Source organism: Paenibacillus sp. FSL H7-0737 (assembly GCF_000758545.1).
Classification (GTDB): domain Bacteria; phylum Bacillota; class Bacilli; order Paenibacillales; family Paenibacillaceae; genus Paenibacillus_AQ.
Genome location: NZ_CP009279.1, coordinates 660,529 through 678,964 on the forward strand (window position 1 = coordinate 660,529; position 18,436 = coordinate 678,964).

Here is an 18,436-nt window from a genome sequence, read left to right on the forward strand (position 1 = left end):
GAGGCTGGCCGTTTAATATCCAAATATAATAAGACAAGGGAGTGTCTCTAGCCTTAATGGCCAGAGGGCACTCCCTTGTGCGTCTTGCGATAAACCTATTCTACCGATACAGCCGAAGAATCTGTGGCATCCGCCAGCATTTGGCGAAGTACAGTTTGTAGAATACCACCATTGCGATAGTAATCAATATCAACCGTACTGTCGAGGCGTGCTGTGACAGGGAAATCGAACTGAGTACCGTCTTCACGGGTAGCGGTAACAGTTAGATCTTGGCTTGGCGTCACCTCGTTATCGAGACCGGTAATGTTGAAGGTCTCGCGTCCGGTCAGTCCCAAGCTGCTCCAGCCGTGGCCTTCCTGGAATTGCAGAGGAAGCACACCCATACCAACCAGATTGCTGCGGTGAATCCGCTCAAAGCTCTCAGCGATAACAGCTTTAACACCCAACAGAAGCGTGCCCTTGGCAGCCCAGTCACGTGAGCTTCCTGTGCCGTATTCTTTACCGGCGATAACGATGAGATTCTGTCCAGCGTCCTGATACAGCATGGAAGCGTCATAGATGGACATGACTTCATCGCTTGGTAGGAAGGTTGTAACTCCGCCTTCTGTACCTGGAGCTACTGCGTTACGAATCCGAATATTAGCGAATGTACCACGCATCATGACTTCATGATTTCCGCGGCGTGAGCCGTAGGAGTTGAAGTCTGCACGTTCTACACCATGATCGCGTAAATATTCGCCGGCAGGACCAGAGGTAGAGATATTACCTGCAGGTGAGATATGGTCGGTCGTTACGGAATCAGCAAGCAACGCCAGAACGCGTGCATCCTTGATATCCTTGATGTCTCCCAGACCGTCTGCCAGATGCTCAAAGAACGGCGGATTCTGAATATACGTGGAGTTGTCATCCCACTCATACAGCTCGCCTTGTGGAACAGGGATAGAATTCCAACGTTCATTAGCAGTGAATACATTCTCGTATTTACGACGGAACATCTCCGGACTAAGGGAGAGACCGATTGCTTCACGAATTTCAGCAGTAGTTGGCCAAATATCCTTCAGGAATACTGGCTCACCTTGTGGATCAAATCCAAGCGGTTCAGTCTGTAAATCGATATTTACAGTGCCAGCCAGTGCGTAAGCAACTACGAGCGGCGGTGAAGCCAAGTAGTTTGCTTTGACCTGAGCATGTACGCGGCCTTCAAAGTTACGGTTACCGGAGATTACAGCAGCTACGGTCATATCGTTATCAGTGATGGCTTGGCTAACCTCTTCAGGCAATGGACCGGAGTTACCGATACAAGTAGCACAGCCATATCCCGCCAAGTAGAAGCCCAGTGCTTCAAGTGGCTTCAGCAAGTCTGCTTTTTCCAAATATTCAGTAACAACCAATGATCCTGGAGTCAAGCTGCTCTTAACGTATGCTGGTTTGGTCAGACCACGTTCCACAGCTTTTTTCGCCAAAAGACCTGCACCTAGCATAACGCTAGGGTTGGAAGTATTCGTACAGCTTGTAATCGCTGCGATCACGACCGCGCCTGTGCTTAGCTTGCTTTTGGTGCCATTTTTATGTTCTATTTCTACAGCTTGGGCGATTTTCTCATCGCTGAGACCGTAACCGCCTTTGTCTACAGGTGTACGGATAATACCTTCGAAATTTTCTTTCATATGCGTAAGTTCGATCCGGTCTTGCGGACGTTTTGGTCCAGCCAAGCTTGGAACGACAGAAGCTAGGTCAAGTTCAATTACATCGCTGAACTCAGGATCTGGCGTATTCGAAGTGCGGAACATGCCTTGTGCTTTGTAATAAGATTCAACGAGTTCTACCAGATCATCTGGACGACCTGTGCTGCGAAGATAAGCAAGTGTCTCTTCATCTACAGGGAAGAAACCGATCGTTGCTCCGTATTCTGGCGCCATGTTAGCAACCGTTGCCCGGTCAGCAAGACTGATGTTAGCAAGACCAGGACCGTAGAATTCGACGAATTTGCCGACTACGCCCTTTTTACGCAACATTTCAGTCACTGTCAGAGCCAAGTCTGTTGCTGTAGCCCCTTCGATAAGACTGCCTGTAAGCTTGAAGCCCACTACATCTGGTGTAACAAAATAGAGCGGTTGTCCGAGCATACCTGCTTCAGCTTCAATACCGCCTACACCCCAGCCCACAACACCAAGTCCATTGATCATCGTAGTGTGGGAGTCCGTTCCAACAAGGGAATCTGGATAAACGACAGTTTCACCATCGATAGTTTTAGTGGTGGCTACGGAAGCCAAATACTCCAAATTCACCTGATGCACGATACCGGTAGCTGGAGGAACTGCACGGAAGTTATTGAAAGCGGTCTGTGCCCAGCGAAGGAAACGGTAGCGTTCCTCGTTGCGCTCAAACTCCACGTTCATATTGTATTCCAAAGCGTCTGCCGTACCGAAAGCATCAACCATAACAGAGTGGTCAATTACAAGGTCAACGGGAACGAGAGGGTTAATCTGTTTAGGATCTCCGCCGGCTTTCTTTACGGTGTCACGCATAGCTGCCAGATCTACGACTACCGGAACACCGGTAAAGTCCTGAAGTACGATACGAGCAGGGATAAACGGAATTTCTTTATTGCGATCAATGTCGCCTGACCAATCAGCCAATTGTTTCACATGTTCTTCTGTAATCGCCCGTCCGTCAAATTGACGAACAGCCGCCTCAAGTAATACTTTGATCGAGAAAGGAAGGGAAGAGATAGAGCCCAATCCTTGTTCCTCAAGGGAGTTAAGATCATAATAGCGATAAGATTTGCCACCTGATTCCAGGGTGCGGGCCAACGAGAAATGATCCTTGCTTGGCATATGTGCGCCTCCTTGTTTCATCTATTGAAACTCAATTTCACATTGCATGTTATTTAATTATAACGGTTACAAAGAGGGGAGTAAAGTTTTTTTTCCTATATATAAAGCCCGAATATCGCATCTCAGAAACCATTTAGAGTTACCTCTAAAACGTAAGCTATAAGCAAAGCATATGCCCTACCATGTAAATTGAAGCGATCTGTATAGCGGCCTGTTTCCTTTCATATACATAGAGCAGCAGTTAAAAGGGAATGAAGGGGTGCGAGTATAATGGAACAACAGTGGAAGCAGAGTCTATATGTATATGTAGATCAAGTGAATAAGGCCAAGGTGGAACCTAAGTCCTCATCGCAAACAGTTTCCGTATCCGTTAAAGATCCACGTTTTCTGGTGGAGCAAGGGGAACGTTCACGCCGTATCGCTGAATGGTATACCGCTCGTGGGATCACTCCGCTGCGTGGGGAAACAGGTGTAAAGACTTTACGGACCGTCCGGCAGACTCCGACTGAGGTGGTAGCAGAGGTTACGCTGCATAGTGCACTCTATTATGAAAAAGGAGGCGTTAACCACCGCGAGGATAGAGTTGAGCTGGAGCGGCTGACCTTTGTGCGGGACGGAGGGGGTTGGGAAATCGCTGCTATAGAACGAACCATTCCCGAAAGGAATACAGTTCATAGAGCTGAGGTGGAGTTATCAGGCAGGTTGTCCAAATGGGGGGAAGCTTTGCCTGCTCCGCTGCCATCACAGCCCCTTCTAAACCGGAATATTCTTGGTGAGATCTCGGGCTCAAGAGAGGTTCGCTACAACCGTGAAGAAGCGGTGGCTTATGCCGATCGTTGGTGGAAAGACGGGAATCCGGAGTTCGAAACATTTGAGGTAGATTGTACGAATTATGTCTCCCAATGCCTCTTTGCAGGGGGCGCGCCTATCAACTATACTGGTAAAAGAGAAACGGGTTGGTGGTACAAAGGCTACCAAGGAAAACAAGAATGGTGGAGTTATAGCTGGGCTGTATCAGACAGTCTGCAGCGCTATTTGAGCGTTAGCCGGAGCAGTGGCTTGCGTGCGGAAGTCATGGAGCGGCCGGAGCAATTGATGCTGGGCGATATCATTCAATATGACTGGGATGGTAACGGGCAATATCAGCACAGCACGATCGTCACAGCCTTTGATGCTGGTGGCATGCCGCTTGTGAATGCACGTACAGTTAGCAGTCGTCATCGCTTCTGGGACTATCGTGATTCCTACGCATGGACGGATCAAACGAAATACCGTTTTTTTCATATTAACGACTATTTATAAGACAGAAAGAGGTTATAAAGGTATGGGGAACGCAAAACTAACCGTAGGGCTGGTGTACGGGGGCAAATCCGGAGAACATGAGGTATCTTTACAGACGGCTTTTGCCGTGATGAACTCATTTGATTACGATAAATATGAGATTATCCCGTTTTATATTTCAAAACAGGGCTTGTGGAAAGTCGGAGAGACGTTATCGGCACCTTATAGTGAGGTAGAGCAGCTCAAGCTTTCAGAGGCAACGGAAGATATGGGCACAGCCCTGAATGTAGTATTTAGTGGACTATCCGGTGCGGATAAAGCGGTGGACGTTATGTTCCCACTGCTGCACGGCACGTATGGCGAGGACGGAACAATTCAAGGGTTGTTCGAAATGGCGAATATTCCTTACATTGGGGCTGGTGTTCTTGCCTCTTCGGCAGGGATGGATAAGGTTGTTATGAAGAAGCTATTCGCTGATGCAGGTCTGGATCAGTGTGAATATTGTTATTTTAACATCAGCGCTTGGAAAAGAAAAAGCCATGAGTTGATTGTGGGTGTAGAGGATAAACTGGGATATCCAGTATTCGTAAAGCCTGCTAATCTGGGCTCAAGTGTAGGTATTTCTAAGGCTTCTGATAAGGAAAGTCTTGTAAAAGCTATAGATTTCGCCTTCCGTTATGACACCAAAGTCATTATTGAGGAATTCGTGGATGCTCGTGAGGTAGAGGTCGGTGTGCTCGGAAATGATGAGCCAGAGGCCTCTGTTCCGGGTGAAATCGTTTCTTCTGGAGAATATTATGACTACGCAGCTAAATATACGGACGGTAAATCGCAAATGATGATTCCTGCGCCAGTCGATTCTGAAGTTGCTGATCGTTTGCGAGAGTCCGCGATAACCGCTTTTAGAGCGATTGAGGGTAGCGGGATTACCCGGGCGGACTTCTTCCTGCGGAGATCGGATGGTAAAATTCTAATTAACGAAGTGAATACGATGCCTGGCTTCACTCCTTACAGCATGTATCCGCTATTGTGGCGTGAGACAGGTGTATCCTATAGAGCTCTGTTAGACCGTATGATTGAGTTAGCTTTAGAGCGCTATAATTTCAAACAAGGTCTTAAGTATGATAACGAGTAATTGAAGCTACTAGCGGGTTCATCCCGACTGGAAAGGGGCGACAAAATATGGGTTTTCAAACTGAATTCAATTCCGTCTGTAAGTTCAAGAATGAACAAGAGCTGTACGAGCTGCTGGAGTATGGGCGTACCAAAATGGTGAAGCAGGGCTTTCGCGTGTATCCGACGGGTCAGAAGGTGATTGCCTACACACCTGAGAATGTAGCTGTAGCGATCGTCAAAATCTCAGCCTCGATTGCAGAGATTAATTTTCAGGGGCATGAGGTTACAGCGGTCGAAATGGAACTCGTGCGTAAATTGAATGAAGAAGAATCAAAAGTGCAAACTGCACTAGCAGATGAAATGTTTTTTGGAGCGCAGGGATGATTGTCCGATTTGGATATGTAGCGATGTCCACCGTTATCAAAGACTGCTCACCATCCAAGACTATGACGATGGCCTCCTTCAAGAAGCTGGATGACCGTGAAGCGGCACTTCGGCGTTTGGAGAACCTCGCTCGGATGAATCTGCACAATACGCTGCGACTAATGAAGCATAATGTGGGTTCGGACATCTTCGTGTACCGTCTCACTTCCAAGTTGATTCCTTTGGCGACGCATCCTGATTTACAGGATTGGAATCCGTTTGCTGCGCTCGCTGAGGAATTCGCGGAAGTGGGGCAATATGTGAAAAAGCATGGGATGCGGGTGTCTTTTCATCCAGATCACTTTACAGTGCTTAGTACACCCCGTCCTGAGGTGCTAGTAAGTTCCATCCGGGATTTGCAGCACCACACGGACATGCTGAATGCCATGGGACTTCCTGCCATGGCGAAGAACAATATTCATATTGGCGGAGCCTATGGGGACAAGCCGGTGGCAGCCAAGCGGTTTGAGAAGCAGTTCCGCGAGCTACCAGCAGCGCTGCAGGCACGTATTACGCTGGAGAATGATGATAAGACCTTCACAGCCCCGGAGACACTGGCAGTCTGCCAGAACGTAGGCCTGCCGATGGTGCTGGATATTCACCATCAATGGGTGAATAATGAAGGAGAGCTCCCTTGGGAGCTGTGGCCTGATATTCAGCAGACATGGCGGAGCGAGCTTGCACAGAAGGATGTTCCATCTGGAGAGCTTTTCCCGCCTAAGATTCATGTATCTAGTCCGCGCAGTCCGTCTGATCCACGCAGCCATGCAGATGGTGTGGAGCCAGCGCCATTAGTAGCTTTTTTAAAGCGGATAGCTGCAGATACCCCTGCAGTCGATGTTATGATTGAGGCAAAACTAAAAGATGGTGCGTTATTTGGATTGATGGAAGCGATGAAGGAGCTGGCTGATGCCGGTAACGGAATTTCTGTATTAAATGGGGCAAGTGTGAATATCGAACCTTAAACAATGAAAATAAGGCGATAGGTCCCGAATACGGGCCCTATCATGACTTGATATGTAACTTGAAATAGGGTACGTTGAATGAAACTTTATTACGATTAACATTCAAGGGAATATGGAGATGGGTATCCCTTATGGCGGAACTTTGAGAACGTTTTGGCGTAGTGAACGGTATTGTGAATAGGATTGCTTTAAATTTCATGCCAATGGCGATTATGTTCAAGGAAGCGGAGTGAAGATATGAGTCCTTTAAAACCAGAGGGTAAGAAAGAACGTGAACCCTATGTAGTAACAAGCAAGGGACATACGGCGGTAGCCATTAATGCTGCTGCCAAAGCAGGAGAATGGATAAAAAGCAGACAGGGCCTGGTGAAGGAACTTAATACAAAGACATCGGCACAGGATCTGGTCACGGAAGTAGATAAAGGCGTTGAACAGATGATTCGCAGGTTGATCCTGACACATTATCCAGATCATGCGATCCTCGGTGAGGAAGGCGTTTCCCCGGGAGCAGCAGCAGCAACCGCTGCATTGGAAGAAGCTCGTGAGCATGAATATCTGTGGATTGTAGATCCTGTAGATGGTACGACTAATTTTGTACACGGATTTCCTTTTTACTGTGTCTCCATTGCTTTAGTGATTCGTGGAGAATTAACAGTGGGGGTAATTTACGATCCGATTCGTGATGAAATGTTCGTTGCTGAAAAAGGTAAGGGAGCCTACATGCATGGTGTTCCTACCGCAGTCTCTACGGAGGACGTTTTTGGAGACAGCTTGATTGCAATGGGCTTTCCGCCGGACCGTGAATTTGCGCAACCTGTAAATATGGCAGGACTGCAGAGCATTCTTCCGCAGATTCGTGGTATTCGCGCAGGAGGTTCAGCTGCTCTACACTTGGCTTATGTGGCAGCAGGTCGGGTAGATGGATACTGGGAAGTAGGCTTAAGCCCTTGGGATTGCGCAGCAGGAGTACTGCTAGTGCTTGAATCAGGGGGCAGAATTACGGATACGCTTGGGCGTCCATACGATATTGGCACTCGTCATATAGTAGCAAGTAATGGTCATATTCACGAATATTTGGTTTCGTCACTGAAGAATGCTGAAGCAACAGGATATAAGCTTTAGGGAGGACGATGCATCATGAGCGAGAAGGATGATCTGGAACGCAAGCTAAGTGAAATGTTGGTTGATGGTGAGATGGAACAGGGTGACCGTACAGCTAAAGAAATCCGTGAGATCTCTCCGAAGTATGAAATTCGTATCCAGACCACAATGGATCCTATTGTGGAGGAGACGCTGCGGTATCGTAAGATTGGACATGAACTAGACGATCGTTATGATAAATATCTGGAACGTGCCGGGAAACATTTAAATTCACAAGAGGATTCAAATAAAGAATAAGACATTCGTTTCTAGCTGTGATAATAATTGTCATGTTCAGAGCGGTTTCCCGAATATGGGAGGCCGCTCTTTTGCGTTGCTATCAGGGATGGTAGAATGAGAATTAGAACATTTTGGGAGGGATACGATGCTAAGCAAGTGGAGAAGAATTTTAGCAGCTAGCACAAGCAGTATGCTTTTGTTATCTGTGCTGATTGGCGTAGGTGCCGGATCGGCAAATGCAGCTGACACGTCTATAACACAAGATGCAAGTCAGGATGTCTTTCGCATCGTAGCTCTTGGCGATTCGATTACTGCCGGATACGAGCCGGGAATGACGGATGTGAATACCAAGCCTTACGGTTATGCGGAGCGACTACTGGAGCAGGGGTGGTATCATGGCCGGAGCGAGCTTACCAATTATGGTATTCTTGGATTGACCACTGCTGGATTACGTAATTACACTGGAGCCATCAAGGACGGCTCAGCGATTACCGCTGAAGGTATTCAGTCAGGTCTTCCAGATCCGCGGATTGACCAATTCGTAAAGTTAACCCCGCAGATCGCATCAGAGCTGAAGGAAGCCGATCTGATTACGATTACAATTGGCGGGAATGATGTAAGCCGTCTTTTCTTACAGGTGAAGGAGCTGACAGATACAGATTTTGAATCTCAGCTGGAGCAGAAGCTAGCGGATTACAATACGAATGTGAAGGCGAGTCTTGAGAATATTCGTGCGATAAATCCTCAAGCAACAATTATATTGGCTGACCAATACCAGCCTGCTCCTAAGATCGCTCTTGGTGCGATGTACACTAAATTGATGACCGCAGCAGCGAAATTTACGGATTCGGCAGATCGTGTGGCTGCAAGTATGAATCAAGAGGGAGCAAAGGTAGTAGTAGCTCATGTAGCGGCAAAGTTTGCCGGCTCAGAGGGATCACTCACGCATATTATCGGGGCAGGACAAGCGGATTTTCACCCTACGCAGCTTGGATACGAGACCATTGCAAAAGTATTTGCTGAATTACAATGGGGGGAATACCGCATTCCCACTGTAGCGGCGATGGCTACGGATACTGTACCGATGTCGATTGTTGTAAAGGGTGTAGAGTTAAATACGCCGAATAAGCCCATCCTTAAGAATGGTCAGAACTTCTTGGCGCTTAAAGATATTCTAAATGCCGTAGGCGCTAACGGAAAGTGGGATAATAAGACCTCCAGTGCGACTATTGAATACGGTGGACGGACTGTTGTAATCACGATCGGTAGCAAATTTATTAAGGTGAATGGACAGAATGTAGCCATTGATACCCCTGCTTTTCTGCAAAAGGTAGGCAAAGAAGATAAAACTTATCTTCCCCTTGCCGCATTGGCTACCGGACTTGGATTTGATGTTAATTATAGTAGCAAACTGCGAACGGCTTTCATAAATCCATAAATCTGCATAATATATCATAGGTACTTTAAATTAAGCCCGTAAGGCAAAGGTGGATGGAATATTGTCTAGTTCAAAATTTAGTGCTGAATATATCATCACTATGGATGATATTGTACGGGAAGGTCATCCCGTACTTCGTACCGTAGCTCAACCAGTGGAGCTTCCTCTACAGGAGGAGGATCGTGAGACTCTGCAATGTATGCTTCAGTTTCTGAAGAACAGCCAGGACCCGGAGATTTCCGAAGAATACAATTTACGCTCTGGCGTAGGTCTGTCGGCGAATCAAATCGGACTGTTGAAGCGTATGTTCGTGATGTATTCTACGGACGAGAGAGGGAGGATTGTAGAGCATGCTTGGGTTAACCCTAAGATCATCAGTCACTCACTAACCATGGTGTACTTACCGGAGAGCGAGGGGTGTCTGTCCGTTGATCGGCCGGTGCATGGTTTTGTACCTCGTTATGAATCTGTGAAGGTAAAGGGATATGATCTTGAGGGGAAGGAAGTGGTCCTTAAATTTAAGGGCTACCAAGCCATCATTATCCAGCATGAGATTGATCATCTCGATGGGATCATGTTCTACGACCGAATCAACAAGGAAAATCCATTCAAGCTTCCTCAGGGAGTGGAAATCCGTAACTTGTACGAGTAAAAGAAAATCTCTGAATCATAAAGCGTGTGGTCTTGCAGCATAAAGCTGAGGGGTACATGCTTTTTTTTTGCTATCTGCAAGATTGAAAGATTTCGAATATTTTACAAATTAATCCACAGGAGGTACCATATAGCTAATGGGTAGAAAGTAACTTTATTATAAGAAGGAGGTTATTAAATGGGTTGGGGTAGAATGCCAATAAGAGGCGTGGTCAACGAATATAATGATGAGGTTAAGAAGATTGATGAGCAGATTTTGACTCTGATTCAGGAACGTAAAGCTATAACAGGCAAAAAACGGTTCTCCCCCGAAAGTGAGCTCCTTGAGGAATGGTCAACTAGATTCGAGATGGACACTTCTCAGATTGTACAGTATATACACAGTCTGAATGAGGCTGTGCCCAGACGGAAATATTGGGAAGAGCCCGGTTTACTGCTCGGCGTACTTCCAATTGTGAAGCGGACAGTCCTCGAAGATTGCGAGTATACACTTACACATGCTATGCAGTATGAAACGCTCAGTATAGTTACTGTGGAGATTAAGTATTTAAAAGAAACAGTGGAGCAAGTTTATCTTAAACCGGCTCTAACATTGGAGATTTTGAGCGAGGCAGCCTATGAAATCCAGCAGCATGGAGGTCACGGAGGGGGAGCTCATACACAAATGCAGTTCTTGGTCTCGCCACCGCTGCCAGCGGATCTGGATACGGTTCAATTTGCCTTAATACCCGGAGGAGACCAAATGTTTCGACCTGCCATGACAGAGATTATATTGGACAAGCAAATTGATTTCGAATAGTGCCTATGCAAAAAACCTACCACCAGAAGCTTGGTGGTAGGTTTTAGTATGTTTAGTGGCTGTAAATAACGTCTTATTTCTCAGCCGCCATAGCGCGGAATGATTCTTCTGCTGCAATCAGCGTAGCGTCGATATCTGCATCGGTATGTGCTGTCGTTAGGAACCAAGCTTCATATTTCGAAGGGGCGAGGTTAATCCCTCGGTTCAACATGTGCCGGAAGAAGCTACCGAACAATTCGCCATCTGTATCCTGTGCCTCATCGTAATTCGTAACTGGATGCTTACAGAAATGAGTAGAGAATGAACCACGGATGCGGTTGATCGTCAGTGGAATGCCATGACGGTCAGCAGATTCCTGAAGACCGCCGACAAGGCGGATCGCAAGCCGTTCCATCTCATCGTATACGCCTTCTGCGCTCAGCACTTCCAGACAGGCGATCCCTGCGGAAATGGAAGCAGGATTTCCCGCCATTGTTCCCGCTTGGTATGCCGGTCCTAGTGGGGCTACTTGTTCCATCACATGCTTACGTCCGCCGTACGCGCCGATCGGTAGACCGCCACCGATGATTTTGCCGAGTGCTGTAAGGTCAGGAGTAATGTCTTCATGGTTATCCAGTCCTGCATATGTCTGTGTGGAACCATAGTGGAAGCGGAAGGCCGTAATGACTTCGTCATAAATAACGAGTGAGCCGTTAGCATGAGTCAGCTTGCAGAGCCCTTCGAGGAATCCGGGCTTCGGCATCACCATACCGAAATTACCGACGATCGGTTCAACCATTACAGCGGCGACATCTTCGCCCCATTTTTCTAGTGCCTCTTGCAGACTTTCCAGATCATTAAAAGGAACAGTGATTACTTCCTGTGCAATACTGCTAGGAACGCCGGCACTATCTGGAATGCCAAGCGTAGAAGGCCCGGATCCTGCTGCTACGAGCACTAGATCAGAGTGGCCGTGATAACAGCCAGCGAATTTTACGATTTTGCTGCGCTTTGTATAAGCACGAGCGACACGAATGGTAGTCATAACCGCTTCTGTGCCGGAATTGACAAACCGGACTTTATCCATAGACGGAATAGCTTCTTTAAGCATTTTAGCAAGCTTAATTTCGAGCTCTGTTGGGGTTCCGTAAAGAACACCATTCTCAGCTGCAGTGGTAATTGCCTTCGTTATATGTGGGTGAGCATGGCCGGTAATGATCGGTCCATAGGCTTGGAGATAGTCGATATATTCATTGCCATCTACATCCCAGAAGTGAGATCCGCTGGCACGTTTCATAAATACAGGTGCTCCGCCTCCAACGGCTTTAAAAGAGCGGGAAGGGCTATTTACACCTCCAACGATATGTTGAAGGGCTTCGTGATAAAGTTGCTCAGATGTGGAACGATTCATAATGTGATCATCCTTTCGATTGTTGGTGCTCATGGCAACGGGCGAACAACGGTGTTTCCGCTGTCCGCCCGTATTATACCATTGCCTGTAGTGTCTACTTGTGAACGTTGCTTGTCAGATCTTTATTGGGTTCCGCTAGTATTACTATTTGAAGTAGTCTCTGGTGAAGTTGAAGGTGTAGGCGTTGGCTCAGGGCCATTTAAGGTATCCTGAACAAATTCCTTTAATTTTTTCTCACTGCGAATGCCTATAACCTGCGATCCGTCACTTGTAGTTTCCTCTTTGAGCAGATCCATTGGCGGAATTTGCTCACTACCGCCCATGGTACTATCGTACCCAACGGTTGCAAGCTTCCACATATCATTTACTGTCAGATTAGTTTCGATATAAGGCGTAACTTGAGACAGGATATTCGGTAGCTTGATTATGGATGTGGTCTTGATCAGCTTGTCAGCCACAACCTTGAGAAAAGCACGCTGGCGCTCGGTCCGAGTGAAGTCGGAGGTAGCGTCATGTCGAAAACGTACATATTGCAGAGCTTTATTACCGTCGAGATGCTGATATCCTTTTTTAAGATCAATGTCATACTCGGGACCATCTGCAATGGTCTTGTACACCATATCTTTCTCGACTTCATAATCTACACCACCAACGGCATCTACTAGCTTGATGAATCCTTGGAAGTCCGTGTAGACATAATATTGAATCGGGATGCCGAGCAGATCGCTTACAGTCTGCATCGCCGTGTTAGGTCCATAAATGATAGCTGAATTAATACGTTTTTCGCCGTGATCTGGAATCGGAACGTAAGTGTCTCTAAGAATTGAGAATACGCTGATTTTCTTCTTCACGGGATCAAGTGAGGCTACGAGCATTGTATCAGAACGAGGAATTTCTCCCTTCTTGACACCGCGGGCATCTACGCCCATTAGCAGTATATTAACAGGCTCTGTACCTTCCCATTTTGGAGGTTCTGGCGTGTCGACATCAACAGTTTCAGCATTCTTAAATGGTGAATTCTCGGTGTTCGACATGCTGCCAAGCTCAGTGTAGATGGATGTAAAGTAGTAAATGGCTCCACCGATAATAAGGAGGAGTATAATGGCCAGTGTCCAAAGCAGCGGTTTCTTTTTTGACTTACCAGTCTTTGCGTGCCTTTTCTTTCTAGGTGGCATTTCTCGTTCTTCCTTTCGCATTCACATTCTCTACATTATAATTTCTTTTGGGGATACGCGCAATTCATGCTCGATCCTCCAATATCAAGAAGGAGTGGATATAACTTGAACGTAGTAGCTATTGGACAAAAAGTACCGAATTTCACTCTTCCGTCTTCCAACGGGCAAGAGGTTAGTTTAAGTGATTACCTGGGCCGAAAGGTCATTTTATATTTTTATCCTAAAAATATGACACCAGCCTGTACGCAGGAGGCCTGCGAATTCCGGGACGCCCATGATCAGATTACTACGCTTGGTGCGGTTGTTCTAGGCATCAGTCCAGATCCTTTGGCTTCGCATATGAGATTTACGGAGAAGAACAGTCTACCCTTTCCACTGTTGTCTGATGAGGATCATAAGGTCAGTGAAATGTTCGGTGTATGGCAGCTTAAGAAGCTCTATGGTAGAGAATTCATGGGCATTGTACGTTCTACTTTTCTGATCGATGAGCAGGGGATCTTAGTGGAAGAATGGCGGAAAGTACGAGTGAAGGGTCATGTAGCATCTGCCATAGCAGGGATTTCCAAATCATAAAGTTTGTTAATAACTTTTTGTAAAAGTCTGTTACATTTTTAACAGCTTTCATAAGGTGTTGTCATGATATAGTTTCCTCATAATTGCTTCAAATTTGGAGCAAGACGAGGTGGTGTAGTGATAATGCTGCGTATTGGCCTTGATATCGGATCAACTACTGCGAAAGTGGTTGTTATAGAGTGTAACACTATTGTTTATCAGGACTATGTAAGACATTATAGCGATATAAAAAAAGCAGCCCTCTCTCTTCTATCTGATGTACAGAGCAGATTTCCTGAGAGAGGCGCAGCCCTTACTGTAAGCGGTTCCTCGGGCTTATCTTTATCCAAACTGGGAGGCGTACCGTTCGTTCAGGAGGTGATCGCCTGTACAAAGGCGATAGGCGAGCTGATTCCAGAATGCGATACGGCGATTGAACTGGGGGGTGAGGACGCCAAGATCATCTATCTCCGAGGCGGCATTGAGCAGCGTATGAATACGGCTTGCGCGGGAGGAACGGGAGCATTTATTGATCAGATGGCATCACTGCTACAGACCGACCCAGCGGGCTTAAATGCATTGGCAGAGAAGCATGAGCGAATCTATCCTATCGCTTCACGCTGCGGTGTATTCGCCAAAAGCGATGTGCAGCCGCTATTAAACGAGGGGGCCCGCCGGGAGGACGTGGCGGCTTCAATCTTTCAGAGTATTGTTAATCAGACGATCAGCGGTCTCGCTTGCGGACGTCCGATTCGCGGACGGGTGGCTTTCCTTGGCGGACCGCTAACCTTCCTGCCAGCCCTGCGTCAGCGTTTTGCGGAGACGCTTGAACTTGCGGAGTCAGATATTCTTTTCCCCGAGCGGTCGCAGTATTTCGTAGCGATTGGATCAGCACTCTCTGAAGCGGATCCTACTATTTTGCCGCTTTCAGGCTGGATCGCGCGAATAGCGGCTGTGGATTTTACAGCGGATCGGGCAGCGGATGCTGAATTACCACCGCTGTTTGAGAACCCCGAAGAGCTTGCTGCGTTCCGTCAGCGCCATGGTAAAGCTTCTGCTGCCAGATCAGACCTGGCTGTGTATCGTGGCCCTTGTTATCTGGGGATCGATGCGGGGTCAACAACAACCAAACTCGTATTGACCGGCTCTGCTGACGAAATTCTACATACCTTTTATGGCAGCAACAAGGGGAATCCCTTGTATTCTGTCAGTGAGGCACTGAAGGAAATGTATCGGGTTCTACCGGAAGGCTGTTATATTGCAGGTTCTTATGTAACAGGTTATGGAGAGGGGTTAATCAAAGCCGCTTTATGGACGGACGGCGGTGAAGTGGAGACGGTTGCTCACTACAAGGCCGCATCTAAGTTCATGCCGGAGGTAGACTTTATTCTGGATATCGGCGGACAGGACATGAAATGCATCAAGATCCGCGGCGGTGCTATCGACAGTCTAATGCTCAATGAAGCCTGTTCGGCAGGCTGCGGCTCTTTTCTGGAGAGCTTTGCTTCTGCGCTCGGATTAGGTATCGAGGAGTTTGCGAAGTCAGCGCTGGAAGCAGTCAAACCTGTTAATTTGGGTTCCCGCTGTACGGTATTCATGAATTCTAAAGTGAAGCAGGTTCAGAAGGAAGGTGCGTCGCTGGCTGATCTTTCGGCAGGTCTTGCCTATTCCGTAATTAAGAATGCCCTGCAAAAAGTAATTAAAATTCGCAACCCTGAGGATTTAGGGCGGAATATTATTGTTCAGGGCGGCACCTTCTATAACGAAGCCGTATTGCGGGCCTATGAGCGCCTAACGGGGAGAACGGTAGTCAGACCGGATATTGCTGGCGTTATGGGAGCGTACGGTTGTGCACTGATTGCCCGTGAGCAAGCAGGGGCTGACGGAAAAAGTACACTGCTTGGACCGGAGGAAATAGCCAACTTTAAGTACGAGGTATCTTCAGGTCGCTGTGGCCGCTGTGGAAATAACTGTGCGTTAACGATCAGTCGGTTCCCGGACAAGAGCTTCTACGTTACAGGCAATCGCTGTGAACGTGGTGCAGGAGGCAGGAAAGAGAAGAATGTACTGCCAAATTTGATGCAGTATAAGTATGAACGCTTCTTTGACTATGAAGCATTACCTGAGGCAGGTGCAGCACGGGGCACTGTCGGTATTCCACGTACGATGAATATGTTCGAGAATTACCCGTTCTGGCACACTTTTTTCACCAAACTTGGCTACAGGGTAATTCTCTCTCCTAAATCAAGCAAGAAGCTCTATGAAAGTGGGATGGATACGATTCCTTCAGAATCGATCTGCTATCCTGCAAAGATGGCGCACGGACATGTGCAGAGCTTGATCGGTAAAGGCGTCGATTTTATTTTTTATCCTGCCGTAGTGTATGAGAAGAAGGAAGATGAAGCAGCGGATAATCATTTCAATTGTCCGGTGGTCGCCTCTTACCCTGAGGTCATTCGCAACAATATGGATGGCCTAAAGGATAATGGAATCACGCTGGTCAGTCCGTTTCTGACCTTCGACGATAGATCTGCGCTGACTAAGGGACTCGTGAAGACATTTACAGGGATTCCGAGAGAAGAGATTGCGAATGCTGTGCAGGCAGGACTTGCTGAAGCTGACCGCGCCAAAAGTGATGTGCGCACCAAAGGTGAAGAGACGCTTGCGTATCTTGCCAGCACTGGGAACAAGGGAATACTTCTCTGTGGTCACCCTTATCATGCGGATCCTGAAATTAATCACGGCATTGCAGATATGATTACCGGTATGGGACTCGCCGTGCTGACAGAAGATTCTGTCTGCCATCTGGACCGAAGTGAAGGGGATGTGGCGGTAGTTAATCAGTGGACCTATCATGCCCGAATGTACCGCGCAGCCCGTCTTGCCGCAGTCCGAACCGACCTGGAGCTTGTTCAATTGACTTCCTTCGGTTGTGGGATTGATGCGATCACCTGTGATGCCGTACAAGACATTATGGAAAGGCATAACAAGGTATATACGCTGATCAAAATCGATGAGATTAGTAACCTTGGCGCTGCGCGCATTCGGCTGCGTTCACTGCTGGCAGCGATGCGCGAACGGGAAAAAGGAAAGGTGCTGCCACAGAAGCCGCCTAAAATACAGGCTAATGTAGCATTCACGAAGGAAATGAAAGAAACGTACACGATCCTTGCGCCGCAGATGTCGCCCATTCATTTTGAATTGTTTGAACAGGTCTTCCGCGATGCGGGATACCGTCTCAAGATTCTTGAAACCACTGGGCCTGAAGAGACGGAAGAGGGCCTTAGATATGTTAACAATGATGCATGTTATCCCGCTATTGTAACGATAGGGCAGATTCTGTCGGCACTGAAGAGTGGGGACTATGATCCGAATCGTACCGCTGTAATCATGTCACAGACGGGCGGTGGCTGCCGGGCGACGAATTATATTTCTTTGCTCCGCAAAGCCCTAAAGGATTCAGACCTAGAACAGATTCCTGTGATTTCGCTGAATGCTTCTGGAATGGAGAACCAGCCAGGCTTCCGAATCAGTCTTAAGCTGGCAAATCGGCTGATCGCTGCGGCTTGCTATGGTGATCTAATGATGCGGTTGCTAAATCATTTTAGGCCGTATGAGGTCGTTCCAGAGAGTGCTGAGCGTTTATTCCGTAAGGGGATGGAGCGCTGTAAGGTCAGCCTAGTCAACTTCTCGTTCCGAGAATATAAACGTCTGATTCGTGAAATTGTAGCCGATTTTTGTAAGCTGCCCGTTACAGGTGCTACTAAACCAAGAGTAGGCATTGTTGGAGAGATCCTGATTAAATTTCATCCGGACGCCAACAACCGCATCATCGAGATGATTGAGGCGGAGGGTGGAGAAGCGGTAATGCCAGACTTCTTAGATTTCATCTTTTATTGCGTGTATAATCCGATCTACAAAGCCGAGCAATTCGGTAAAAGTAAACGGCTAGGATATATTAATCCGATGTTGATCTCCTATCTGGAGATTTATCGCAAGCCGATAAAGATAGCTCTTGAGGATGCCGGACTGGCTAAAGGACGGGAAAATATTTATGGTCTTGCTGAGAAGGCCAGCCGACTGGTATCCGTAGGAAATCAGATGGGTGAGGGGTGGTTCCTGACTGCAGAAATGATGGATCTGCTGGATAATGGTGTGAATAATATTGCTTGTATTCAACCGTTCGCCTGCTTGCCCAATCATATTACCGGGCGTGGGATGATTAAGGGCCTTAAGGAGTTGTATCCAGGTGCGAATATCGTCGCCATTGATTATGATGCTGGAGTTAGTGTAGTTAACCAAGCGAATCGAATCAAGCTGATGATGTCGATTGCTAGCAGTCATGAAGGGAATGCTGTGTCTGATTTAGAACCATCACTTAAACCGCTGCAGCAGCCCCTACTTGAAGGCTCCTACAGTTTGACCTGAG

At 47.3% G+C, this 18,436-nt stretch carries 14 protein-coding genes; 11 read left to right on the plus strand and 3 right to left on the minus strand.

The window, feature by feature from the left end; all coding sequences use genetic code 11:
- Positions 1-95: 95 nt before the first annotated feature.
- Positions 96-2,837, minus strand: coding sequence for an aconitate hydratase AcnA (gene acnA / locus H70737_RS03000; RefSeq protein WP_042184665.1), 2,742 nt, complete (start codon positions 2,835-2,837; stop codon positions 96-98).
- A 270-nt stretch (positions 2,838-3,107) separates the two neighbouring features.
- On the opposite strand from acnA, the gene H70737_RS03005 reads away from it, so the two are divergent.
- The 9 genes from H70737_RS03005 (at position 3,108) to H70737_RS03045 (ending at position 10,890) form a co-directional block, all read left to right on the plus strand.
- On the plus strand, positions 3,108-4,139 hold the full coding sequence (locus H70737_RS03005) for an amidase domain-containing protein (protein WP_081951017.1): 1,032 nt from the start codon (positions 3,108-3,110) through the stop codon (positions 4,137-4,139).
- 22 nt (positions 4,140-4,161) lie between these two features.
- Positions 4,162-5,253, plus strand: coding sequence for a D-alanine--D-alanine ligase (locus H70737_RS03010; RefSeq protein ID WP_042184669.1), 1,092 nt, complete (start codon positions 4,162-4,164; stop codon positions 5,251-5,253).
- 47 nt (positions 5,254-5,300) lie between these two features.
- The gene (locus H70737_RS03015; protein ID WP_042123954.1) at positions 5,301-5,618 is read left to right on the plus strand and encodes a hypothetical protein; all 318 of its coding nucleotides are present in this window, start codon (positions 5,301-5,303) and stop codon (positions 5,616-5,618) included.
- A complete protein-coding gene (uvsE, locus tag H70737_RS03020) occupies positions 5,615-6,622 on the plus strand; it encodes a UV DNA damage repair endonuclease UvsE (protein ID WP_042184670.1) in 1,008 nt (335 codons plus the stop codon). The genes H70737_RS03015 and uvsE overlap by 4 nt, the downstream gene beginning before the upstream one ends.
- 237 nt (positions 6,623-6,859) lie before the next feature.
- The gene (locus tag H70737_RS03025) at positions 6,860-7,744 is read left to right on the plus strand and encodes an inositol monophosphatase family protein (protein ID WP_042184672.1); all 885 of its coding nucleotides are present in this window, start codon (positions 6,860-6,862) and stop codon (positions 7,742-7,744) included.
- 15 nt (positions 7,745-7,759) lie between these two features.
- Positions 7,760-8,020, plus strand: coding sequence for a hypothetical protein (locus H70737_RS03030; RefSeq protein WP_042184674.1), 261 nt, complete (start codon positions 7,760-7,762; stop codon positions 8,018-8,020).
- Between the two features lie 127 nt (positions 8,021-8,147).
- On the plus strand, positions 8,148-9,440 hold the full coding sequence (locus H70737_RS03035) for a stalk domain-containing protein (protein WP_042184676.1): 1,293 nt from the start codon (positions 8,148-8,150) through the stop codon (positions 9,438-9,440).
- Positions 9,441-9,540: 100 nt separating this feature from the next.
- Positions 9,541-10,092 (plus strand): peptide deformylase, encoded by a 552-nt coding sequence (gene def, locus H70737_RS03040; protein ID WP_042193240.1) that lies wholly within the window; start codon positions 9,541-9,543, stop codon positions 10,090-10,092.
- 177 nt (positions 10,093-10,269) lie between these two features.
- A complete protein-coding gene (locus H70737_RS03045) occupies positions 10,270-10,890 on the plus strand; it encodes a hypothetical protein (protein WP_042184679.1) in 621 nt (206 codons plus the stop codon).
- A gap of 73 nt (positions 10,891-10,963) precedes the next feature.
- Here H70737_RS03045 and H70737_RS03050 read toward each other — a convergent pair whose 3' ends face one another.
- Positions 10,964-12,280, minus strand: a complete 1,317-nt coding sequence (locus H70737_RS03050) for a glutamate-1-semialdehyde 2,1-aminomutase (protein WP_042184681.1) — start codon at positions 12,278-12,280, stop codon at positions 10,964-10,966.
- 122 nt (positions 12,281-12,402) lie between these two features.
- Complete coding sequence (locus H70737_RS03055) at positions 12,403-13,455, minus strand: LCP family protein (RefSeq protein WP_042184683.1); 1,053 nt, start codon at positions 13,453-13,455, stop codon at positions 12,403-12,405.
- Between the two features lie 105 nt (positions 13,456-13,560).
- Here H70737_RS03055 and bcp point away from each other — a divergent pair, with 105 nt between their 5' ends.
- Entirely contained in the window at positions 13,561-14,028 is a 468-nt protein-coding gene (bcp, locus tag H70737_RS03060) for a thioredoxin-dependent thiol peroxidase (protein ID WP_042184684.1), read from the plus strand.
- 123 nt (positions 14,029-14,151) lie between these two features.
- Positions 14,152-18,435, plus strand: coding sequence for a 2-hydroxyacyl-CoA dehydratase (locus H70737_RS03065; RefSeq protein ID WP_081951018.1), 4,284 nt, complete (start codon positions 14,152-14,154; stop codon positions 18,433-18,435).
- Position 18,436: the final 1 nt, after the last annotated feature.